The sequence below is a fragment of the Desulfobacter curvatus DSM 3379 genome (assembly GCF_000373985.1).
GTDB classification, from domain to species: Bacteria; Desulfobacterota; Desulfobacteria; order Desulfobacterales; family Desulfobacteraceae; genus Desulfobacter; species Desulfobacter curvatus.
In genome coordinates, this window is record NZ_KB893077.1 from 17973 (window position 1) to 42422 (window position 24450).

At 47.7% G+C, this 24450-nt stretch carries 18 protein-coding genes; 7 read left to right on the plus strand and 11 right to left on the minus strand.

What is annotated here, in order from left to right; genetic code table 11:
- Positions 1 to 11 precede the first annotated feature (11 nt).
- From B147_RS0117820 to B147_RS30510, 6 genes are all read left to right on the plus strand, one after another.
- Positions 12 to 2372 (plus strand): winged helix-turn-helix domain-containing protein, encoded by a 2361-nt coding sequence (locus tag B147_RS0117820; RefSeq protein ID WP_157237938.1) that lies wholly within the window; start codon positions 12 to 14, stop codon positions 2370 to 2372.
- Between the two features lie 69 nt (positions 2373 to 2441).
- Complete coding sequence (locus B147_RS0117825) at positions 2442 to 4556, plus strand: amidohydrolase family protein (RefSeq protein WP_157237939.1); 2115 nt, start codon at positions 2442 to 2444, stop codon at positions 4554 to 4556.
- Between the two features lie 53 nt (positions 4557 to 4609).
- Complete coding sequence (locus tag B147_RS0117830; protein WP_020588563.1) at positions 4610 to 5623, plus strand: alpha/beta fold hydrolase; 1014 nt, start codon at positions 4610 to 4612, stop codon at positions 5621 to 5623.
- A gap of 88 nt (positions 5624 to 5711) precedes the next feature.
- Positions 5712 to 6176, plus strand: coding sequence for a hypothetical protein (locus tag B147_RS0117835; RefSeq protein WP_020588564.1), 465 nt, complete (start codon positions 5712 to 5714; stop codon positions 6174 to 6176).
- A 185-nt stretch (positions 6177 to 6361) separates the two neighbouring features.
- Positions 6362 to 6868 carry a DUF6653 family protein gene (locus tag B147_RS0117840; protein WP_020588565.1) on the plus strand — a complete coding sequence of 169 codons (507 nt, stop codon included), beginning with the start codon at positions 6362 to 6364 and terminating at the stop codon, positions 6866 to 6868.
- Between the two features lie 279 nt (positions 6869 to 7147).
- Entirely contained in the window at positions 7148 to 9094 is a 1947-nt protein-coding gene (locus B147_RS30510; protein ID WP_020588566.1) for a lipase family alpha/beta hydrolase, read from the plus strand.
- A gap of 517 nt (positions 9095 to 9611) precedes the next feature.
- Here B147_RS30510 and B147_RS31300 read toward each other — a convergent pair.
- Positions 9612 to 9788: a hypothetical protein gene (locus tag B147_RS31300; protein WP_020588567.1), complete on the minus strand. Its 177-nt coding sequence runs from the start codon at positions 9786 to 9788 to the stop codon at positions 9612 to 9614.
- Between the two features lie 112 nt (positions 9789 to 9900).
- On the opposite strand from B147_RS31300, the gene B147_RS0117855 reads away from it, so the two are divergent.
- Entirely contained in the window at positions 9901 to 10905 is a 1005-nt protein-coding gene (locus B147_RS0117855) for a transposase (protein ID WP_026259715.1), read from the plus strand.
- 558 nt (positions 10906 to 11463) lie between these two features.
- On the opposite strand, the gene B147_RS0117860 is transcribed toward B147_RS0117855, so the two are convergent.
- The 10 genes from B147_RS0117860 to B147_RS33340 form a co-directional block, all read right to left on the minus strand.
- Positions 11464 to 13236: an ABC transporter ATP-binding protein gene (locus tag B147_RS0117860; protein ID WP_020588570.1), complete on the minus strand. Its 1773-nt coding sequence runs from the start codon at positions 13234 to 13236 to the stop codon at positions 11464 to 11466.
- Positions 13229 to 15025, minus strand: a complete 1797-nt coding sequence (locus B147_RS0117865; protein ID WP_020588571.1) for an ABC transporter ATP-binding protein — start codon at positions 15023 to 15025, stop codon at positions 13229 to 13231. Before B147_RS0117865 ends, B147_RS0117860 begins: the two co-directional genes overlap by 8 nt.
- Before the next feature lie 20 nt (positions 15026 to 15045).
- Positions 15046 to 15861: a class I SAM-dependent methyltransferase gene (locus tag B147_RS0117870; RefSeq protein ID WP_020588572.1), complete on the minus strand. Its 816-nt coding sequence runs from the start codon at positions 15859 to 15861 to the stop codon at positions 15046 to 15048.
- A 155-nt stretch (positions 15862 to 16016) separates the two neighbouring features.
- Entirely contained in the window at positions 16017 to 17186 is a 1170-nt protein-coding gene (locus B147_RS0117875; protein ID WP_020588573.1) for an MFS transporter, read from the minus strand.
- The gene (locus B147_RS0117880) at positions 17187 to 17624 is read right to left on the minus strand and encodes a FeoA domain-containing protein (RefSeq protein ID WP_020588574.1); all 438 of its coding nucleotides are present in this window, start codon (positions 17622 to 17624) and stop codon (positions 17187 to 17189) included.
- 42 nt (positions 17625 to 17666) lie between these two features.
- On the minus strand, positions 17667 to 19826 hold the full coding sequence (locus tag B147_RS28805; protein WP_020588575.1) for a TonB-dependent receptor: 2160 nt from the start codon (positions 19824 to 19826) through the stop codon (positions 17667 to 17669).
- Between the two features lie 171 nt (positions 19827 to 19997).
- Positions 19998 to 21029: an AraC family transcriptional regulator gene (locus B147_RS28810; RefSeq protein WP_020588576.1), complete on the minus strand. Its 1032-nt coding sequence runs from the start codon at positions 21027 to 21029 to the stop codon at positions 19998 to 20000.
- 105 nt (positions 21030 to 21134) lie between these two features.
- Positions 21135 to 21773: a methyltransferase family protein gene (locus tag B147_RS0117895; RefSeq protein ID WP_157237941.1), complete on the minus strand. Its 639-nt coding sequence runs from the start codon at positions 21771 to 21773 to the stop codon at positions 21135 to 21137.
- A 495-nt stretch (positions 21774 to 22268) separates the two neighbouring features.
- Positions 22269 to 23168 carry an ABC transporter permease gene (locus tag B147_RS0117905; protein ID WP_020588579.1) on the minus strand — a complete coding sequence of 300 codons (900 nt, stop codon included), beginning with the start codon at positions 23166 to 23168 and terminating at the stop codon, positions 22269 to 22271.
- Positions 23169 to 23261: 93 nt separating this feature from the next.
- Complete coding sequence (locus B147_RS33340) at positions 23262 to 23858, minus strand: group II intron maturase-specific domain-containing protein (RefSeq protein ID WP_020588580.1); 597 nt, start codon at positions 23856 to 23858, stop codon at positions 23262 to 23264.
- Positions 23859 to 24450 lie beyond the last annotated feature (592 nt).

Consider the following 24450-nt stretch of genomic DNA (forward strand, 5'->3'; position numbering starts at 1 on the left):
AATCCTCCCAAATGACCATGATGTCCAAAGAACACATACTGGCTTCTAAACTGTCTATCCCATCTCATCCGGATTTGTTTGTTCCCCCCAGGTTGTCCGGTATTCTGAATGGAGTGACTGAAAAGCGCCTGACCGTGCTAACGGCGGGTGCAGGGTATGGTAAAACCGCATTGACGGCCTGGGCTGTAAAACAGGACGGCATCACACCGGTATGGTACCGCATGGATGAACAGGATAGGGATTTTCCCAGGTTCATCCGATATGCAACAGCCGGTTTAAAACCATTTTCCGGAAACCGGGACGGGGTGATGGACAAAATCATTGACGATGCCTCTTCTTCAGCGCCTCACAGAGGGCGGGCCTTGGCAGCCCTTGTTCATTCCCTGGAATCTGCCCCAGCTTCGGAGGTTTGCCTGGTTCTGGACAATTTTCATACCGTTCAGGACGAAAAGTCGATCCTGGAATCCGTCGAATTCCTGATCAGGCACCTGCCTCAAAGATTTCATATTTTACTTTTAACCCGGATTGCCCCAAGGATTGGCCTGTCTCGGCTGCATCTTGCAGGCCAGGTGGCGCAGATCACCGAAGCCGACCTGCGGTTCACACCGGAGGAGACCCGTCAATTCCTGACCAGGCATTTGAAACCGACATTGCCCCAGGAGCTTGCAGCCCCATTGCACCGAATCTCATGCGGCTGGGTCACCGGCCTGGTTTTAGTCTATTTAGGCCTTAAAGATTGCGCCGGGCTGCAGATAAAGGACTTACCCGCTGATCTGACTGGTTTAAACAAACTTACTTTCAGCTATTTCGAGGAGACCATTTTTCAATCCCTTCCGCCGGAAACCCAGGAGTTCATGTTGAAAACATCGTTGCTGGACTCCCTGAACCCGGAGGTTTGCAATGCGCTCCTCCGGATCACGGCGTCGGAAAGGATCCTGGATGAACTGGTTGCAGGCCATTTGTTGACATACCGGAATGAATCCGGCCAGGACGGGGATGTGGTTTACACCTATCACCACCTGCTCAGATCATTTTTGCGCATCCGGCTGAAACAGACGCTGTCTCCGGAATCCGTAGCCGAACTGTACTTAAGTATGGCAGGACTTAAGGAGGTGGCCGGGGATAATCTTGGAGCAGTTCGGGCTTATATTTCCGGCGAATTTTTCGATACAGCTGCACAACGTCTGATGACACATGAAAAAATGCTTTTCGAATCCGGGCAGATCCTTTGGGTTCAAGGCACTATGAACGCTTTTCCAAAGCAGTTCATCCTTGCAAATCCTCAGCTCTTGTACATCCAGGCCAGGCTTGAATCCTTCTTGGGCAATTCCCACAAGTCGGTATCATTATATGAAACCATTCTGAGCAGATCAGATCCGAAGGTTCCTGATGCTTTTGCCCTGAACTGCCGGATAGAACTGGGGCTCAACTATTACTATTCCGGCCATATCCGGGAAGCCAAAAACCTGCTGGAAACCTGCCTGACATGTAAAAGTACGGGTAAACGGTTGGAGGTATCCGGTCTGCTGATACTGATTTACCTTATCCTCGGAAGGATCAGTCAGGCGGACCAACTGGCCCAGACCGCAAAAAGGGATATCTGTCAACTCCCGGATTCCAGCCGGCTGAGGATGAAAAACTGGATCGAGTTTATTCTTTCCTACCGGTACTTTGTCACCGGAGATTTTAAGACGGCTTACGCTAAGGCCCGCCGGAGCCTGGACTGGTATTCCAGGGCTGATGAGGCCATCATCATGCCCCTGGCTTACCTTCATGCCGCATTGCCGGCCTATTTTTTAAATCAATTCAATACCGGGTACAGGTGGGCTATAAAAGGACTGGACCTTATCCGTGAAATGGGCGTTCGCGATAACCAGAAGGGATGGCTCGACTATGCTGCGGCGCTTCACCTGTGTGGGCAAAACCGCCTGGATCAGGCTCTAACTCGGGCTCAAAAGGGAGTGTCACTGTTTAAACACCAGGCAAACTACTGGGGGCAGGCCAATATTCATGATCTCATCCACTTTATCCGGTTGAAACAGACAGATCCCGCCGGGGCGGAAAAAGCCCTGGAACAGGGACTGACCTTGCTCCGCCGGACAGGTCTGACTATGACCGAAGGGATTCTTGAAACCGGCATGCTGGGGGTATGGCTTGAAACCGGCCGGTTTGAAACCGTATTGGAAAAGAAGGCGCGGGTCTTGGAAAAGGTCAGGGCCTCAAAATTTTATACCTTCAAAATCATGATGATCTCGGCCCAATGCCGACTGCACTTAAATGACCGGGCCGCAGCTCTTGCGGAACTTGTGCAAGCGATTGATATTGCGGTGGAGAGCGGATACGTGCACCGAGTGGCAAATGCCGGGGCATGAATTGAGCCGCTTTTGTTGTCCCTGTATGCCGCGGGCGTAAGACAGGGGTTCATCCGGGAGGTTTTTCACATGAACGGCCGGGCAAATGACCTCCTGCCTGAACCGGGCGCCGGAGAACCGGTTCATCCCTTGCAAATTTCACTTCTGGGCCGGTTCTGCATGACTTTAGGCGGACAAGACCTGAGGCCGGAAGCGTTTAACAATACCAAGGCTCTGATGATGATCAAATACCTGGCGCTTAACCATGGTAAGGGATTTAAACCCCGGGACGAACTGATTGAACTGCTCTGGCCTGAACAGGATTTCAACAAAACCCGCAAGCGGTTCAACGTCGTGGCCAGCGCCATCCGGAAATTCTTTGAGCCCGGTATCCGGCGAGGCGAACCTTCCCGATATCTGAAAAAGCAGGGAAACTCATTTTGTCTCTCCTTGGGGCTGGGAGGCAGCGTCGACGTCTTGGTTTTTCAGGATGCGGTCCACGAAGGAGGTGCGGCCAAAGATATGGAAGACGCCGTCCGACATTATGAAACCGCCCTGACCGTTTACAAAGGTCCCTTTCTGGCCGAAGACGCCTATACCCAGTGGTGTATTGAAGAAAGGGAAAAATGGCAGAGCATCTACCTGTCTGTGCTGTGGAAACTGATCTGCCATTTTCTTAAAAAATCGGACCCTGAAAAAGGAATATACTACGCGCAGAAATATCTTGAAACGGATGACAGTGTTGAAACGGTCTATCAAAAGCTCATGCAGCTTTATGCCGCGGCCGGGAACCGTTCTATAGTGAAAAAAACAACAAATACACTCTGGGTCACAAATGCCCGGCTGATCGACGGCCTGGGCAATGCATACAAGGATCTAAAATCCATATACATCCATGAGGGCAGGATCAGGCAGATCGGCAACCTGACCCCACCGGATCATGAAAAGGTACTGGATGTAAAAGGCGCAACCGTGATGCCCGGCCTGATTGATGCCCACGTGCACCTGCAAAGCGTCCCCGGATCCGTGTTTAGAAAAGACGATGAATCACGGCTTCAAAAATACCGGTATCACCAGCTTCGGTCATACCTGGCCTGCGGGGTCACCACCGTGCTGGATAATGCCATCGCACGCCCGATGCTGCATGAATTTACGCAATACCTGGATTCCGGCGGTGCAGGCCCCAGAATTTTTGCATTGGCTCCGGCGTTTTATCCCCCCAACGGATATCTGGACAATGGCATGTTGACCGCCTATTGGGGCCCCCATTGGCGGCCCGCAAAAGACAGGTCGGATGTGGTAGAATTATTCCGGGAATATGAGGGAACGGACAGGGTCATCGGAGTGAAGGTTATGCTTGAAACCGGATTTGGCAAAGCCAATATCTGGCCCCTGCTTTCAAAAGAAATCCGGGACATCATTGTTGATGAATCCCAGAAAAGAAACCTGCCTTTATATGTCCATGCATATAAAAAGAAAGAACAAAAAACAGGGCTTGATATGGGCGTTCACTGTTTTGTCCATTCCGGGTTTATGTTCAAACAGCCCACGGACCGGGTTGTCCGCCGCATGAAGGAACTTGGGACCTACGTGACCACCACTTTGTCCTGTACCTTTGACCAGATGCTGGTGCAGTTTCAACGGGAACGGCTGGACAATCCGTATTTAAATTTGCGGGTCCCCCGAGAACTTTTGGAAACAGCAAGGGATGACCGGGTCTGGGAAGATTACTATGACCGTTTTTTTAAACTTTCATCTCCCAAATGGCTGCCTTCCTTTTTCATTCGGGCCCTTCCCAAACTTATAAACATCGAAAAATCAATCAAAGCCTGTCTGGAAAGCGCTTCCCGGGCGATCCTGACCCTCCATGAGGCCGGCATCCCCATCGTGGCCGGCACGGACGCTTCAAGTTGGCCTGTATTCCCCAATTTCTTCCATGGTACCAGTATGATCCGGGAAATGGAATTGCTTTACAACATCGGGATCCCGCCCATGGACGTAATTGCCTCGGCCACGCGAGTTCCTGCGGAAATGATGGGGAAAACGGACAGGATCGGTGCCCTTGAAAAGGGAAAATACGGAGATATGATCGTTGTCGAAAAGGACCCGCTGAAAGACCCTTCGGCCCTGGAATCATTGTTGTGGACCATCAAAGGCGGAGAGGCCCGGACCCCAGAGGAATGGATGACTTGCGATCCAACGTAACGCCCAAGAAGACAGATTAAAAAAATGATCAACGTCTAAGAAAAGGAACTATATTGAAAGAAAAATCTATATTTAAAAAAATACTTTTGCGAACCGGTCTAACCATCCTGATCCTATTGATCAGCATTATTGGCTTTGGGGTTTGGATCTCTCCCAAACAGATGGACTTTTCCTCCCCCTATCATCCCTTCACATCTGAACAAGCAAAAGAGACCTATCTAAAATTTTATGATGAGAGGGCAAAAAAATGGCCTGTAGAATCAACTACAAAAATGGTAGAGACATCTTACGGTAAAACATTTGTACGCATCAGCGGACCAGAGTCTGCTCCATCGCTGGTCCTCATGCACGGTATCAGTGGCAATTCACTCCAATGGATATCTAATGTTGGAGCTTTATCCCGGCATTTCAGGGTCTATGCAGTCGACAATGTCTACGATAACGGCCGCAGTATTCCTTATAAGCCCATGACAGGTGCCGATGACTATGTCAATTGGCTCAATGAACTCTGCAACGCGCTGGGGTTTCATAATCAGATCAATATGGTTGGCTTGTCATATGGAGGGTGGATTACGACTCAATATGCGTTAAGGTTTCCTGATCGACTCAATAAAATTATTTTGTTGGCCCCGGTCGGTACTGTTGCCCCGCTATCGCCTGGATGGATTGCAAGAGCAGTTCTGGTCGCACTGCCATTCAAGTACTTTACAAAAAATTTCGTCCATTGGCTGGCGCAAGACACTGTGAATTCCGGAAAGAAAGGAGTTGTTTTGGTTGACGAGCATGTGAACGAAGCTTATATGGCTGTTCGCAGCTTTACAGCAAAACGAATGGTCAATCCTACTGTATTGACTGATGAAGAATTGCAAAGCATTAATATACCCACTTTGTTTATGGTCGGTGAGAATGAAAAGATCTACCCACCTCGCGAAGTCCTTGAACGTCTAAACAGAGAGAATCCGAAGATTCAAACCAAACTGATTGCACATGCAGGTCATGACCTGATCATGGCACAGACGCAGGAAATCGACAACTTGATCATAAAGTTTATAGGCAAATCACAATGAACGCAATCGAACTTAACAACCCAAAGGAGAGCAATCAAAAACCCTTGGGCGGCCTTTTGATTTTAATTTCAAGCCGTTAGGAGTCAAAATGAATTGGACAAGAATCGTAGCTGCAACAATTCTTGCGACTGCGATAGGTTTTTTAATCCATGTTCTATATGGACAAGGGATTGCAATTGAATATGTACAAAATGCGGCAGAAGGAGGGCGCCTTAATGATGTAATCATGCAGCCATATCCGAACTGGGTGGTTGCCATAGCATCACTTACAGCTTTAATACCAGCATTCGGAAAAGTTTTCGTTTATATCCTGATACAAGATAAGTTGCCGGGCCGAAATAAAATATTCAAAGGCGTTATATTCGGTATGTTGCTACTATGTGTGGGCGATAACCTGTTACGTATGCCGATCATGAGTATTGTAACTGGCAACCCTTTCGATATTGTATTGGTTCAGAGTCTTGAAAAATGGATTAGTTATCCTGCTATGGGAATCTTTATTGCGCTATTGGCTCCCAAACAACTATTTCTCACTCCTAACAAGACAAATTAACGCGGGTGCAAATTCCGCTGCGCTCCATTTGCGACGTTAAAGTGTTGACTTTGTCTATTCATATCCTGTTGTATTTTTTTCTAACGAGATAGTATTACAACCTATGGCTTTAACAGAAAAAAAATTACAGACTCACTTGTTATGCTAAGACATTATTAAAAAATGATAGAAGAGATTAATTCAATATGACGATAGAAAAAAAATTGGCGCAATTATTTGGAATGGGCGAAAAAGAGCGCCGTCGCCATACAAATCCTTGGAGTGTTTTAACTCGTATATCCACCATACCGCTTTTGGGGCTATCGTTCTGGAGTAGGGTTTGGCTCGGCTGGTGGTCGCTATCACCTATAATTATTGTAATTATATGGCTATGGATCAATCCCCGAATTTTCCCAGAGCCAAAAAGTACGAATAATTGGGCATCCAAAGTAGTTCTTGGCGAATGGGTCAGAATGAATCGTAAAGAGACCCCTATCCCAAAACATCACATCTTTTTACCAAACATAATCACTGCTATTGGTACTATCGGTTTGATCTTGTTTATTTATGGGTTGGTTGTGCTGCATTTATGGCTCACAATTCTTGGAGGTATTGTAATGATGATAAGCAAGCTTTGGTATGCAGACAGGGTTGTCTGGCTTTATGAAGATATGAAAGATGCTACACCCGAATATAAAAATTGGTTATATTAACTCAACTTGAATAATGAAATTCAAAACGAGAACTGTCGTGCTTGCCTTTGAGGCAATTCTCTCGGATAAGATGCAATTGAACATTCAGGGCTTGATCATAACTTCGGCCAGTTTGTGCTCATCTTTTCAGAACCTGAAAAATAACGCTGGGATTACAAGCGGTTGATAGTGTCCTGAATCGGGTTTTGTCATGAGTGGCCCATCTTATGATCAACCCCAAAATTGGGAATTGAGGTATTTTGAAAAGATTCTGTCCTACGTTATTTGGAGGCGTTAAAATTGAAGTCATTAAAATCTAACATAAATAACTTGAAGGCGGTCATCCCGGCTACTTTTCAAATAGTGAATATTAGTCTTTTTATAATATGTTTTATCGCAACGGGCTGCTCGCTTATTAAATTGAAAAAAGACACGAATAGATTTCAGGAATACACTGCTATTGTCGGGCACATTAATGCAAAATGTTTGGGAAACGGACCGATCATTGTCGCTGCCTGCTCAGTAGAAGATGAAATGAAAGTCGTAAACTATACGGTTTTGCACGATTCCGGTGAGTATGAGCTTGGCGTTCATCAAGGTAATTATTACATTTTTGCGTATCGGGATCAAAACAGTAACCTTATTTATGATGCGGATGAACCTGCCGGTCAATATGGCAACCCAACTTTAGTCCGAGCTCCTGCCGTTGGTGTTGTTTTTGATATTGATATCATCATTCCAGAAAAGAATCAAAATATAGAAATACCCCATGGAAAAATAATCTCATCGGTAAAGACTCAAAAACTCTATAGTCGGCAGGCGGGAATTATAACGGATTTAGACGATGAACGCTTTGTTGAGGAGAATGGGAAAAAAGGTTTTTGGGAGCCGGGATCGTTTTTTAATCAATTTGGCGGAACCATCTATTTTCTTGAAGAATATGATCCTGATAAAATTCCGATTCTTTTTATACACGGTGCAACCGGAACGCCCAAAGGATGGCAGTATCTTGTTAATCACATCGATAGGTCCCGCTTTCAGCCTTGGTTCTTTTATTATCCAACCGGACTCCGCATAGATAGCATAGCATACCTGCTACTCTGGAAACTATCCAACCTTCAAGCTAAATACCAATTTAATAAAATTATTTTTACTGCCCACAGTATGGGCGGGCTGGTCGCAAGATCTTTTATTGTAAATTATTTTCCACAATTTCCCTATGTAACACTTTTTGTTTCAATGGCAACCCCATGGGGCGGTGATCGTATGGCTGAATACGGCGTCAAGCAATCCCCGGTAGTCATTCCAAGCTGGTACGACATGCAACCGGACGGCGATTTTATCAAATCATTATACAGAAAGAAATTACCCGAATCCGTAACGTTTTATTTGCTTTACGGATACAGAGGAAGTCGCAATCCTTTACGATCGAACAATGACGGAACCATTACCCTATCCAGTCTTCTGGACTACAGACCACAAGCCGAGGCAGGCATGAGTTATGCCTTTAATGAGGACCATGTAAGCCTACTTCTCAGCGAGAGAGTAGCAGATCAATTCAACTCCATCCTTAATACATTTTATGAGAATAATAGTACATCTCTTGAACAAGTCGGGGGGTACCTTGATGTTCATTTCACATATGACTATGATTATAAGGGAGTGAGGCCCAAGCCAGCTCTCCTACTTTATCGTAATGGTAAAAAGGATGAGGAAGCCGTTACCTTCTTTAACAATGGTACCAATGGTAAAATCATTGGGCCTATTCCTGTCGGAGAATATGTGACAAGCATGGTCACAATGGCCGCAAAAACTGAAAAAAAATCCGTCACGGTCTCTATAGAAAGCAATAAAACAAAAGAATTGAACTTCGTCTTTAAACCTGATGGGGTGATTCGCGGATGTTTGACAACTGCACTCAAACCTGAAGATAAATTTGCAGGGAGACCGGATTATAGATACCGATCAATCGATACGAAAATTCATATTCAATCAATTACACTGGAAGGCGATGGCATCCATAGAGTTCTGACATCCACCACGGTACCAGCGATTGGTTATGGTCTTGGTTACCTTGTTGTACGTAAAGATGGATGCTTTAATAATTGTTTTTCTTTCTTTGGCCTGCCTGCAGGGGACTACAAACTCGTCATTAAAGTCGAAGGCTACAAACCCATTGAAAAAAAATACTCTGTCATACCTGGTAGACCCCAATATTTCAGGGTTACTGAATTGCCACCTGGTTAAACCTTTTATTTAGGATCATACCTGATTGCCATAGTGGAAAGTTAATAGCCCATCTTTTCAAAAAAACGACAAAACGCCTATTTTTCTTAGATCTATACTAAGAAAAGTATCAACAGAGATAACTAAACATCCTGTGCTTAGAATTTTTCCATTTGGCCAGAAAATTTACTGTCAAAATATGGATTGAAAAGAGGACGATTTTGGCAGGCTAAAAATAACATAGATAGAGCAGACTACCTCCAAAGCAAGGTCCATTTTCCGGGTGGAAGACACCCCCGGACTTTCCCTGTTCTTCCACACTTTTTAAATCCTCAAACCGACGAGCAATATTACGTGTATCCCGGGATTTCCGATTCCTACCAATTCAAATTTTTTAGCAGACCACAATATAAAGGTATGAAAGTGGACGAGCAAAGTCTCAAAAAACAACCAATAACTGTTCAAATCATCGCTTTGTTAAGCATGGGTGTTAATGTTTATCTGTCAAGTTTTTCTGGAAAATACTTGACAAAGCCGCCTAATTGGTCGTCTTCCCAACTATCCGGAGCAGAAAATTTTCAAGATGGACATGCTCAATGCCTTTATATGTGCCGCCGATAACCGGGTCCATGGTCACCACTTTTTTAGGATGGTTGTCTGGAATAGCAAGAAGACTGCCGAATTCACGATCCCGAACTTTGTCATCCGGAATCATGTAAGCAGCCTGGATGTACAGGTGTTCCCCTTGCTTTTCACAAACAAAATCGGTTTCCTTTTTCCCAATTTGGTTTTGGGGGACGCCCTTAACTTTTTGATATCTAACCGGTATGGCCCGTCAAGCACGCATAGACACTCCCGGCGCAGTTCATCACATCATCGTTCGTGGTATCGAGCGCCGCAAGATCTTTATAGACGATCAGGACCGTGAGGCATTCATCGACCGGATGGGAAGGATTCTCACAGAAACTGATACCGGCTGTTTTGCATGGGCACTGATTCCAAATCACTTCCACTTGCTGTTGCGCACCGGCAGCGCTCCCATATCTACGGTAATGCGCCGGTTGCTGACCGGCCATGCAGTCAGTTTCAACCGCCGTCACCAGCGAAGCGGGCATCTTTTTCAAAATAGATATAAATCCATCCTTTGCCAGGAAGACGCCTATCTGCTGGAACTGGTCCGTTACATTCACCTGAATCCGCTGAGGGCCAAACTCGTCGCTACAATCAGCGGATTGGACAGATACCCGTATTGCGGCCATGCAGTGGTTATGGGTACTCTTCAGCACAAATGGCACGATGCAAGGAGGGTCTTAGGGGAATTCGGCAAAAAAACCGCTGTGGCGCGCAAGCATTATCGGGCATTTGTTGCAAAGGGTATTCAGGGTGGTAAACGTGAGGACTTGACCGGCGGTGGCCTGATCCGTAGTGCTGGCGGCTGGCAGGCCGTAAAAGCACTTAGATCTGCCGATAGCCATCAGAAAAGTGATGAACGAATCCTTGGCAACGGTGAATTTGTGGAACGAATCCTGTCGGAAAACCGGGAAGCCTTAGGCTGGCGTTACGACCTGAAGGCCAAGGGCTTGACGGTGTATGATGTTGCCGATCATGTTGGAAAGCAACTTGGCATAGACACAGAGCAGGTTTGGCAGCCTGGCAAGTTCAGGCAACAGGTTATAGCCCGCAGCCTGTTATGTTATTGGTCGGTGCAAGAACTGGGGGAAAGCATGACCGGACTGGGCAGACTTTTGAACATTTCCACTGTGGCTGTGAGCAAGTCAGTTCGGCGGGGTGCCCAGATTGCAAAGGCTGAAAAGTTAAAGTTTATAAGTTAAGGGCGTCCCTCAGTACTCTCGGTTTAATATCAATCTGCTGTATCCCTTTTTCCATTAAAAAGTCCGGGGGGTGTGTATCTGTGACGTCGTTATTTTCTTTTTGTACACTCATGGAAAATCAAATACTTTTTAAAAAGTCTCAATGGGCCAACTCTTTTTAAATTTCCAACCTTTATGGCAACCAATTTGCCGATTGCTTTAACAGCCTGGTCCAAACACAGGGTTTTGTCCAGGCACTATGTATGTAATGATCCATTAAGGAGCGAGTTACACAATATGATATCACAAAACAAGTTAGTTAAACCAGCTTTACTGGGGATATCTCATAATAAAATTTTGTGTCAACGCTTCAGTGTGAACTTTGTGGTAAATTAAAAAATATTTTCACCCTGCTTCTGCAACGCCGGGGTACACGATAAGGGCCATGGAAATTTTAAAATCCACAAATAGGGCGAAGGATCTTTATCCGTATTCAAGGCGCATCTATCGGAACTAAAGGGTTTCCTGTAAGTTGCAAGGTTCCAGGTCTTTTCTGCCCCTGTAGCGTACCCAATGGGATCACTCTTTGATGCGCCAGGTTTTACTGCGCAATTGCGCTTGCCACAGGTCATGGTATTTACCTTGTTGCGTCAGCAAAAATGCGTGTGTCCCCTGTTCAACCAGTGCCCCGTCATCAATGACGAGAATTTGATCTGCGCCTGCAATTGTTGTCAGACGGTGTGCGATAACAATGATTGTTTTGTCTTTAATCAGTGTCTCAACAGCCCTTTGAACGGCGATTTCGCTCTCGGTATCAAGTGCGGCCGTGGGTTCATCCAGAATAACAATGGGGGCGTCTTTAAGTATGGCACGCGCGATACTGATTCGTTGACGCTCCCCCCCGGACAGACTCCCTCCGATATCTCCCACGCCTGTCTGGTATCCTTGAGGCAACCGTTCTACAAATTCATGGCAAAAGGCGGCTTTTGCAGCTTTAATAACCTCTTCATCCGTTGCATCGGATTTTGCCATACGGATATTTTCAATAATACTTTCATCAAAGAGATAGACATCCTGAAAAACAACTGCAAAGTAGCTCAGCAGCTCTTTTGGACTCATCCGGCGGATATCAATTCCACCGATCATAATTGTTCCGGCCTGGGGATCAGCATACCGCATCATAAGCCTGGTAATTGTGGTTTTGCCTGATCCGGACGGCCCCACAATAGCTGTCATGGCCTGTCCGGGTATCTTGATGGTACAATTTTTAAGGGCTTTTTCCTCCTGGCCATGGTAGGTAAATTCAACATTATTAAACACGATTTCAAAGTGTTGTGCTTTGCTTTGAGGGTTTACCACCTCAAGCGGTGGTGTTTTCATGACAGCTTTTACCCGGGCAAAGCCAGCGTTCATGATATCCAGCGCCGAGGTAATTGCCAAAAACAGCGACAGCGGCTCCATCAGCCGTGAAACAATGACAAGCAGCGCAGCTATGGCAGCGATACTCATCGTCCCGTTACCGACCCGGATACTTCCCCATATGGCAATCATGATAAGTGCAAACAGGATCAGCATGTCACCCATGACCAGATTGACAATCGTTCCCCACACCGAAGCCCGTTGAAGATCCCTGACATGAATAATCCCTTCATGAAGGTGTTTCGCGTTTTCCCCGGTTTGATTTGTGGCGCGTAAAACAGCAAGTCCCTGAATGTATTCTATGATGTCTGACTCCAGTACACTGTTGGCCTGGGTCATTTCCATTTTTTCATGGGCACCGCTCTTTCGTTTTCTGCGATACAACGGAATGGCAAGGGGCATGATGACCGTCAGCAGCACAGCCATCCGCCAGTCAATGAAAAACATGCCGATAACAACCACCACCGGCGTAAGAAAGATTTCGATAAACATTCCCGAAATCATCCCCAGCATCATCACGCTCTCATCGACATTGCTGGACAGACTGGCGTTGAGGTCTCCGGTTTTATAACTGCCCAGCACCTCAAGGGGTATGGTCCGCAGTTTCTTCCCCAATTTTACGCGCATATTGTGTGTTATGTTTGCCGTGGTATCCCCATAATCAAAATCATGGGCAAACCAGCGTGCAAATACATTGATCACAATAAATACGGTCATTAAACCAAACCAGGCCCAGGCCTGCCGTGCATCGGCAGAGGCGGAGAAAAGCGCTACCATTACCCCGTAAATACTGAGGTAGGTCAAGCCCTGCATCGTATACGCCAGGGCAAAAAAGAACAGGCTGCGCTTAAAATCCGCTGCATGGTTACCGGCAATCATTTTACCGGCTTCGTAGGCTTCCCCAAAAGTGGCATAGTTCTTTGCATCAGACATTTACGGCTCCTTTTGTGTGAAAATCCCATTGTTGCGCCGCTTCATAATTTGTCCACAGCCGGGCATACAGTCCGTTGTTTGATAAAAGCGCGTCATGGGTTCCCCTTTCGACAATCCGGCCCTGATCAAATACCAGTATCTGGTCGACATGGGTTATGGTGGACAGGCGATGCGCGATGGTGATAACAGTTTTGTTTTTTGTCAGACAGGCAATCGCTTTGATGATCTGTTCTTCGCTCTCAGGATCAGCAAATGCGGTTGCTTCATCCAGAACAACAATCGGTGCATCCCGTAAAATTGCCCGGGCAATGGTGATCCGCTGGCGCTGTCCGCCGGACAGGCGTGCGCCCCTGTCGCCGGTATGGGTGTCGTATGCCTTGGGAAGGGTCATGATAAAATCGTGAATTTGTGAGGCTTTGGCAGCTGCTGTCACCATCTCATCCGTGGCGTCGGGTTTTGCCATTCTGATATTGCTGGCCAGGGTATCATGAAAAAGATAGGTGTCCTGGAATACAAAGGAGACGGTATTCATCAACGTTTCATTGTCCATTTGACGGATGTCGATGCCGCCGATGGTAATCCCACCGCCTGTCACATCCCAGAAACGGGGTAAAAGTTTTGCCACCGTACTCTTCCCCGCACCGCTGGGGCCCACCAGTGCCGTTGTGGTTCCGGGTTCAACAATAAAATTTACATCGGTCAAGGCATTCTCATCACGATTTTCATACCCAAAGGTGACACCGTCAAAACAGATGGTCATCTTTTCCGGTGCCAGGGGATTTTCAGCAACCGGCATGGCCGGTACCGCCAATAATGTCTCTATACGATTGGCTGCGGCTTTGGATTTGCGCAGAAAGTTGTTCAGCCACATCAACTGCATAAACGCGTCAACCATCCCTGTTGACAGAAAAAGAGCGGCAATTAATGAGGGTAAAGACAGCGTCCCTGCGTTAATAAAAACAATTCCTCCGGCCAAAACAGCCAGTATCGTCGGCAAGGGTGCCAGTAACACAAAGGCGATCCGTGAGGAGGTTCCGCTGGTTTTCATCCATTGGATGTAGATTTCCCTGTACCGGTCAAGGGCTTTAAGATACCGTCTAAAAGAACTTGTCCCGTCATCAAAGGTACGCACCACCGGCATGGCCTGGATGAATTCGATGACCGCCGCATTAATCCGGTCCTGACTGTTTTCATACCTTTCCTGCATGGTTTTGCTGTCACGCATGGCAATACGCAGAACAAACAGACCCATAAGCATCACGCCCAGTGCAATACAGGCCAGGCGCCGATCAATGATAAACAAAAGCACCAGCGTCACCAGCGGAGCCGTATATCCGCGCCCGAAGGTCGGGGTGCTGTCCGCAACAAAGGTGTGCAGATTCCTGACATCCTCAAGCATCACTTTTTTGAGCGCACCTGTCCCTGTGGTGATAATAACCCCCAGCGGCAATTGTGCCAGATGCTTTGAAAGGCGCGTACGAAGATCCTCCTCCAGATAAAAAGCACCCAGGTGGGAAACCCCGAAGCCGGTCATGGTAAGGCAGAAAGCCAAAACGCCAAAAACACCCACGCCAATCAGCGCTTGGGTTATCGTCCATGAGATGCCGCAAAAAAGCAGCCCCTCTCCGCCTTTGAGCAGTACCGCCACGACAAGTGAAAGCATCAAAAGCGTCGCAATGGTAGCTGTTGATCCCAGTGCAGCCAGCCCCATTGCGCTGTAGATGTATCTTTTAACCGGTTTCATGATTCTCCATAAAACCGCGTACCCTTCAGATTTCGGGTCAGACATTATTTATTTACTCCTTCTTATTACGCCATTCTCACATGCACCATTGAGCATACGCCAAGGATATCAGGAATAGATAAAATCATTTTTGCCCGCAAAGGAATTGCCTTTTTCACGCCTTTATGCATGGGGGTTGCACTGATGACCTTAATTCGTTTGTCCCATTTTTCAAGAGATTGTACAGGTTTCAGTCCCCAGCCGACGGTGGCAACACTACCCATACCTCCTGATTTTAATACCTTTTTCTTCGCAATTTTAATCCCCATGGGAGACAGAGAATCAAAGTAAACATCGCAGATTCCAAAATAATCTGCCACGGCAATGAAGAAATTTTTGATCTGTTCTTCCTCAAAATAATAAAACACGCCCCCGGCCAGCAACAACAGACCGTTTTTAACACTTATCTGCTCAAACCATTTTGTATCCAGAAATGACAACGCAATGGATTTATGTCTTTCGCTGTCTTGGAAAAAATGTTTTCGAAGTTCAATAACATCAGGCAGATCAAGTTCGTAAAAGGTGATTTCGCCGTTATCAATACGGCTGAAAGTGGTATCCATGCCGCAGCCGATATTGACAATTGCGGCATTGGGGTGTTTTTTAATAAAATTACGCGCCATCTTGTCGGTATGCAGGCTGCGTGCAACCCACCCATGCTGGGACATGGCTTGTGTGTCTGCGATTCCTGAAAAGTCATAATCAAGTTTTTCAACAATTTCCAGAGCCTTATTATCAATCAACCGCGGATTGTTTTTTTGTGTTTCAAAAGCCCTGCCCCATAAAGGCAGCAAAAGTGTTTCCTGAACATCGCCTTTTTTTACACTTATTTTCTCTTTCATATCTTTATTAATCTCCTTTATTGTATATCCCAAGGGTTGCCTGCCTCCCTTTTTCGCTGAGCATCCATACAGCACGTTTATTTTCAGTCGAAATGGGGAGTCGAAATGGGGTCGGACAACGCAAAACGCCATAATCTAAAATAGTTAAGACAAAATTAACCTTTATTAAATAAAATCAAGCCCATGGGTAAAAGTGCCCATGCCGCACTGATCGCCAGGGGGAGCGTATATCCCAGACGGTCTGCCAAACCCATGGCAATACTTAGAACGGCAAAGGCTGGAATACTGGATAAAGCCATCTGGAGACTGAAATCCGTGCCCGGGCAAGATGTTCGGGCATGGTCCATGAAAAGGGTATACATCACCGCGTTCACCGCGCCGAACCCTGCCATGGCCAGGCCGATGCCCAAGTATGAAATTTGTTCGATATCCAGGCTCCGACCGGGAACCATCATCACCAGCGAGGCCAGGCCGGACAAGGCCAGAAAGATGACCAGGGCTGTTTTTTTCCCCAGCCTGTGAATGGCAACACCAGCACCTGCCGCACCGGCAACCCCGAAACCTGCGCCCAGGCAGTTAACGGCAACCCCCACTTTGTCCAAGGGCCAGCCCAGATCCACCAGGATCGGACTCAAAAGGCTGTAGTTAAGCAATATGCTGATCCGGGCGGTGACAATGAGGCCCAGGCTGTGCCGGATCTGTTTTTGTTTGAAAAAACCGGCCATGTTTTTATATACCCCTGGACCGGGGGCGGTGGCCGGTTCTTTGAACCCCAGGGAAAACATAAGGGGCAGGGCTGTTCCAATGGCCAGGGCCAGCATGCTTTTCTGCCAGCCCAAGGTTTCGTAAAAAAACAGAATCAGGCCACCGCCGATCATACCGCCAATCATATTGCCAGCGGACTGAATACTGTTGGCTGTCCCACGTTCCTCCTTGCAAAACAGTTTGGTCCCAAGGGCGTCCACCGAAAGGTCCTGGGTGGCGGAGAAAAAAGCGACCAGTGCAACGGGCAGCATCAAGGCCTGGATCTGGCTGGGTATAGACAGCATAGCCCCCCAAACCAGTGCCAGTACCAGCAGGGTCTGCATGGCAATGATCCAGTTTTTGTAATGGCCCTGGCAGGTCCTGCCGAACCGGTCCACCAGCGGAGCCCACAAAAAACTGATGGTCCAGAACAGACCAAAGGCGTAAAATCGGGTCACTTCCCCAAGGGGCATTCCGTTTTTCCGCAAAATGGCCGGAAGGCCTGCCATAAGAAAGGTTAAGCCCATGCATTGGGAGGTGTAAAGCCCTCCCATAAGAAATAGTTTTTTAGAAAACCGCATCTACGGCTCCTGCCCTTCCTGCCCCACGGCCCATCCCGCGCTTTGCACCTGCAGGGTGTAAAGGTGGCGGTACAAGCCCTTATCCCTGGCCATCAGCCCATGGTAGGTTCCGGTTTCACGCACCTGTCCTCCTGTCCAGCGCCACGATTTATCGCTGTTCCCCACCGACCTTAGGCGGTGGGCAATGGCCATAACGGTTTTGCCTTTGATGAGCCAGTCCACAGGGGCCTGAACCCTGGTTTCGTTTTCCGGGGCCAGGGAGAGGGAGGCGGTGGCCTCATCCAGGACAATGACCGGGGCCTGCCCAACGTTCCGCAACATGCTCACTTCTGCCTTCCGGGTAAAGCCGGTGGCCGATATCCGGCTGATAAAATCCGCGCCACCGGCAACACCCTCAATAACAGCCACTTCCCCTGCCTCAAAAGCATGCAGGGGCAATATGTCTTATCTTTACCATTTTTCATAACGCCGCCGCCCCCCCTAAAACCGGCACGTCAGTGTCACACCAACTGTTTGAGGGTCGCCGGCGTGTGCAAACCATCCCATGGAATCAGAGCCAAAGGCGCAAGTTGCATATTCTTCATCAAGGAGGTTTTTTGCCCATAAATAGAGGCCAACATTAAGCCTTCTGAACTCTCCTTCATAACCTACCCTGGCATTAACGAGGTTATATGCGCTTTCTTTCCTCTCGTTATCCAGATCATGATAAAAATCTCCCACATGCTGAAGTTCCAATCTGCAAAACAGGGAAGCTGAATCGGACAGGGTGTAGCGATATTGTGCCGCCAGATTGTAGCTGAATTCAGGTGCCATTTCCAATTTGTTGCCCTCATAGTCTTCTCCGGACTCCCATTTGCCATATTCCGCATCTGTATAACCAACGCCGCCGACAAGCTCCAGGCCGGGAACCGGTCTGACCAGAGCCTCAAGTTCAAATCCCTTATTGGTTGCCTCTGTGGCATTCTTGAAAAAAGCATTTGTTGCGCCGGTATGAATGAAGACCTGCTTGTCTTCCCATTCAATATAAAACACAGAAAAGTTCAGGATAAGCTGGTTATCCAGCCAGGCGGTTTTAAGGCCGGCCTCATAGTTCCAGGAATATTCCGCATCATAGGGAATCCCTAAAACAGAGGCATCCAAATCATTAAAAGAGCCAGCTGTGTATCCCCTGGCAACGCTGGCATAACTCATAACATCCCGGGTGAAGCGATAATCAACGGCAAATTTTGGAAGCCATACGTCAAGCGTCTTTTCATCTTCAACAGCAGTGGTTCCGGTCCCCATGACATCCGGTGAATTATATGTATTTGCCTTAAACTCCTTTTTATCGTTTTCATATCGCAATCCTGCGGTCAGGCCCAATTTCTCCCATAAGGTATAGGTTGCCTGGCCGAAAAAAGCATAGTTTGTCGTATCCAGTTCGGTTATCATGGCAGATTTATAGGGAGGCAGTCCGTATGCAGGATATCCCTGCCGATAATCATAGATCAGGGAAACATCAAAATCTTCGTCAAGATAATATGCCCCGACCAGCCACTTGAACACCTTGGCATTCTTGGGAGATGCAAAACGGATCTCCTGGCTCCACTGGCCATGATCCTGCCCATAGTCAGCTCTGTAATCATCAACTACAGTGGCGCCCGCATCATAGGTATTGCTGTAATCCCCATCCCTGTGGGCTGTAATGGAGGTGAAAGTGAATCCCTCTCCTTCATAATTTGCACTCAGCGACTGCCCGCTTAAATCGTTTTCAAGGCTCCCCGGATAGTCCACGCTTACCTCATGTGTCATTTCCCCAAAGGGTGCAAAGGCAAAAAAACCGTCCTCACACTGTTGGGCATTGGCGTTTAAAATAATATCCCAGGCCGGGGCCGGGGTCCATCTGAGTGTGGCGCGGCCGGACAGATCATCCCGTTTTTCAACGTCATCGGTGCCAAGATAGGTATTTTCAAAATATCCGTCTGAAGAATATTGTTTGGCGCTTATGCCGAAAAAAAGCTTATCTTCCACCAGGGGGCCCCTTGCAGCGGCTGAATACTCCTGGGTATCATAGTTTCCATAGGTGAGCGACGCCCTGCCTTCCCATATATCTCCCGGTTTTTTTGTGATGATTCTTATAACCCCGGCCTCGGTATTCCGTCCAAACAATGTTCCCTGGGGGCCTTTGAGCACCTCAATACGCTCAATGTCAGAAAGGTCCGTGTCAAAGGCCATATGCCGGGAATAGGAGACATCATCCACATACAATCCCACAGTCGGATTGGGATTCATCCGGTTGTACATGCCCCGTATCACCGGCGTCAATTCCGCATTATTTCCGGCTTTACCGATGTAAAGGTTTGGGGTGTAAAACCCTAAGTCCTCCATGTCCTGGATTCCCGCATCCTCAATCTGGATCTCGGATAAGGCCGTGATGCTCGCCGGTACTTCCTGGATGTTTTCTTCCCGCTTTTGCGAGGTAACGGTTATCGTCTCCAGTTCATATTTTTCGCGGGTATTTTTGTTTTGTACTGTCTCCTGTTTTGACTCTTTTTCATCAGCCACGGCAAATGATACCGGACAAAAGCTTAGAATGAGTATACCTGCAAACAGCATATTCATAACTTTTGATAGAACAAACCTTGACTCCCCTTTTTTCATTGTTTTTCCTCCTGTAGTGCGTTGTTGTGAAAGTAACAACCAAATTCCGGAAGGCTTATCTATATCCCGCCTCTTTTTTTTTTACCTGTCATCAAAGACGTTTTGGCTGTCATGATGACACTTTTTTGCAAAAAAAGAGGGAACGGCAGTGAGTCCGGATTAGAGGAATGATCAAAAAAGGTGATCTTTGGGGGATGTGCAGAAATGTCGTTTAAAGGCCCTTGTGAAATTTTCCGGGTGTGTATAGCCCACTTCATAGGCCACCTCGGTGACACTCTTGTGCTCGTTCTCCAGAAGCGCCCGGGCGCGTTCAAGGCGAAGGATGCGTAAATGTTCAAACACACTGGTTCCAAAAATTTTCCGGAACCCCTGATTTAATTTGTTTTTATTGACACCGGCCCGGCGGGCTAACTCCGGCAGGGAAGGGGGATTATCAAGGTTGTCCCTTAAAAGAAGTTCGGTTTCACGGATTAAATCCGCATCGCGCTTGTCAAATGAGACGGATTTTTTCGAAGCAGGCCTGTTTAACGGGGCCATTTGATGAATAATCAACTCAAGCACTTTGGCTTCCAGATACAAACGCTTCAACGCACCCTGGTAAGGGCAGGTTATGATCTGGTTAAGGATGGTATTGGTTTCGGGCGGGTTCGGCGATAACTCAGTGTACGGTCTTTGCACGCCATTTAAAATCCTGCTCAAACCGGCCGGCGCCTGAAGGTATTCCTCTCCCACCCAGGTCTTGAGCAACCAGGGATCAATACTGATGCCGATGGTGCTTACACTTACCCCCACCGGTGGTCTGAACATGCATTGCTCTCCCGGTAAATAGCCCACCAATATATGCCCGGGTCTGTTGCTGATATTCTGGTGACGCTTCTGGGATTGTAATGTATAGGTGACGCTGCCGGATTGGACATATCCGAAAAAAAGAGGCGCGTTGGCTTCCGTGTATTCAAACGCAACCTCAATATATTCCTTTAACCGGTAGTTTCCGACACCCAGAAGAAGACCCGGTCTGAGCTGTATCATGGTTACATGACCAATTCCGATTTCAGAAGGCCATTTCCGGCAGGTTTCCGAATGACTGCAATGATCCTGTATATCATCAAGGCTGCAATTGTTATCAAAGAGGTCTCGTGTTCGAATCAGTGATCTTTTTTGTTCAATACCCGCCTCAATATCTGAACATGTATTTAAATTCATAGAGCCCACCAAAGATTAAAAGAACAACTAAGCGAAAGTCTTCCAAGACACTTCATGACAGTCGTTATGTCAGATTTTTCTTATAGGTAAACACTGATTCAACACTTATTTGGACTTTGATATAGACCTGGGGAAAAACATGCCAACGTGTTGCTGATAACGGATATATTTATCGCCAAGCTGTTTTACAAGCACCGCTTCTTCGGCCCTGGCCGTTGGATAAATGCCCAGGACAATCAGCACGGCGGAAAACAGAGGTATAACGTATAAAAAAGTCAGGCTTAAGCCTACATTGATTAAAAGATAAGCGATGTAAAGGGGGTGGCGAATCAGGGCAAAGGGCCCCTTGTCGATGAGTATATGCTTATCAAGCGTGCCGGCAGGGGCAGGGCGCAGATACTTACCGGCAGCAACAATGGTCAGGTTGTAGGTCACGGCACCGGCTGAAAAGATAATCAACCCGATCACCTGAAACAGCCCGACCGGTGCTGAACCGACACTCCCATGCTTTATAAAGCTTGTATCGTGGGTTGCAAACAGCAGTATAATGCCGAAAATCCATGTGCCCCACATACCAAACACACCGATTACCAGCAGATAAAAGAAATAATTATAGTCGGCTTTTTCACCCTGGGGACCGACTTTTGTTTCGTTTTTACAGGATCGCCAATAATCAATGGCCGGGAACGCCATAGAAATTAACGGCGTGACCAGTATGGCTGCCGCAAAATAATTTATAATCACTGTATGATAATCCTTCTTTTTAAGAATACTGCAATGGGTCATCCAGGATTTGGTTTACTTCCTGCCTGGGACCCCGTAGCGGTTGACGTCGGCCATCACCCGGTCCATCCGGCCCGGATAGTTAGATGATCATAATAATTTAGTATGAAGCAAACTAAAACTGGTTAACATGATTAAAAATAAAAAAGCAATATTTTTTTTAAGATCATCGCCATGCACCAATAAATTCCCAGCGTTGCCCCCCCCTTAAATAAATGGGGTCAGAGTGAAAATAAACGTTGCACAATTAATTTTACTCTGACCCCGATGATCTATGCGGTCCTTCAGGGGCGCCGGGATGGCCTCCAGCTGGTTGGCGGTTGTGATGAAAATAACATCGCTGAGATCAAAATCCAACAGATAGGAACTTGCTTTTTAACTCCCGGTGCAACCTTTACCAAAAGGTGGGGCACCCGTTTTTTTTCCGAATAAGAAAAAGGTTTTGTCAAACGCTTTCTACTCATGGCGCAGCGCATCAATGGGGTCCATGCGGGCGGCTTTCAGGGCAGGGAAATACCCGAACACAACGCCTACGGCTGCGGAAAAAAAGAAGGCAACCACAATAATGGTACAGTCCAGTGCAAAGGGCACGTGCAGCACCTTGGTCAGGCCGAAGGATGCGGCCAAGGCCAGGATGATGCCGAAAATTCCGCCAAAGGAAGACAACAGCACGGATTCCACTAAAAACTGCATGAGGACCTCATGTTCGTAAGCCCGGATGGCAAGCCGGATGCCGATCTCTCTGGTGCGCTCGGTCACGGACACCAGCATGATGTTCATGATGCCGATGCCGCCCACAAGCAGGCTGACTGCCGCCACCGCCCCTAAAAGCGCAGTCATGGTTTTGGTGGTGGAAGTGAGCATGGTGGCAAGCTCTTTGGTGTCCATGATCCTGAAATTGTCTTCTTCGTTGTCAGCGATGTGCCGCCGGGTTCTTAACAGTTCTTTGATAGCGTCGGCGGCTGTGGTGGTGGTGGTGGATGCCCCGTCCCTGACCGCCACCTGGATAAAGGAGATGTCCTTGTCTCCTGTGAACCGGCGCTGGACCGCCTTCATGGGCATGATCACGCAATCATCCTGATCCTGACCCATGGAGGAGTTTCCCTTGGCGGCCAGAAGCCCGATGACCTGGCAGGAGATCCTTCCAAGACGCATTTTTTGTCCCACAGGGTCACTGTCTGGGAACAGGTTCTCCCGGATGGTGTCGCCCACCACGCATACGGTGCGCCCGGATGTGATGGTCCAGTTACGCACCGCAAAAAAATCATTGGTGGTGCCGTGGAATTCGAGGTAGAGTAGAGCACTGATTCGGCCGGTTTCTTCAGCCCTTTTTATATTCGAGACGCCTTGCCGCACGCGGCTACTACGTGTTCCAAAGGCCTTGCATCCTCAGTGCTCCCTCATCAAACCGTGCATACGGTTCTCCCGTACACGGCTTTCCGATGTTCTTCATTGTAAGGCTTGCGCCCTTTTCCACTTTGCGTAAGTTGGGATTCTATACAAATACAACTTGTTGTACAGAAAATCTGTAGAAAATCGTTTATACCCATTTGTCCTGGTACGAACTTTATGCCGTACGCATAAATGCTTACGGACCCTTTCTTCGGTAAACCATTTGACCCGAGTCATCACTTTCGTGCTGTGCTGGTAGTGAAAATAAGCTGACCAGCCTTGGGTCGCATAGTTGATCTCATCAATCAAGTCTGGCACCGATACCGGTGTTCTTCGGCGGTGAGTTAACCTTTTCACCGTTGCCTTGATGCGCTCTTCCGAGCGTTTGGATGGTTCAGTGTGTGGGTACCACTTCCCGCTTCGGGGGCTGCGTCTCATTTGAAATCGGAACCCAAGGAAATCAAAGCTATCTTGATAGGCATTGACTATCTTGGTTTTCTGATCATTGAGCCTGAGTTCGCATCTATCCAGAACCATCTTCACCATTTGTATCGGTGCGTCTATTTTACCTTTACAGAGTATCACAAGTCGAGTAGCCCGAGGGAACCGCCCCCTCAGGCTCTCACAGAACCGGACGTGAACGTCTCCGCTCATCCGGCTCCTATTGACCAGCCTATACAAAACGGCTTTGCTTGGTTCAATCCAATCCTCCTGTTTCCAGTTGTTTTCTTTACTTCAAGCNGGTCAATGCTTCCCCTTCGCTCCAATTCCATTACAGAATCTTCATCACTACTACGGGTCGCTCCGCCCCTGTGCCCTGCATCGGTACTCTCATACTTACGGGTCCTCCGCTTGTATTTCTCNCTTAGCATCAGGGCGACAGGTTCCCACGTTCCACACAAAAGCCTGTNCCAAGTTCACGCCACCTTTATGCCGGAGGCCGCNCNGCCAGTAAACAGGTAACCGCCGAACTTATCCCGGGTTAACGACTACCCCCCGGTTTTGACCTCATCCNTACGCTTTCGACACTTCAATAGTGATTCANTTNCGTTCGTCTCCTTGGAACCTACCTGACANGATCNTGNCNTGCCTTTTCCGTAACGCTCACCACCCCNGCTCTTAACCGGCGCAGCTTACGGTGGTTTGAAGCCTCCACCTGTATGGCGGCTTCGAGGGGCCTTCCCTCATCTTTTGTGCAGCATGGCTGCACTGTTTATTGCAACAGTGTCTGCCTTCGTGGCACACA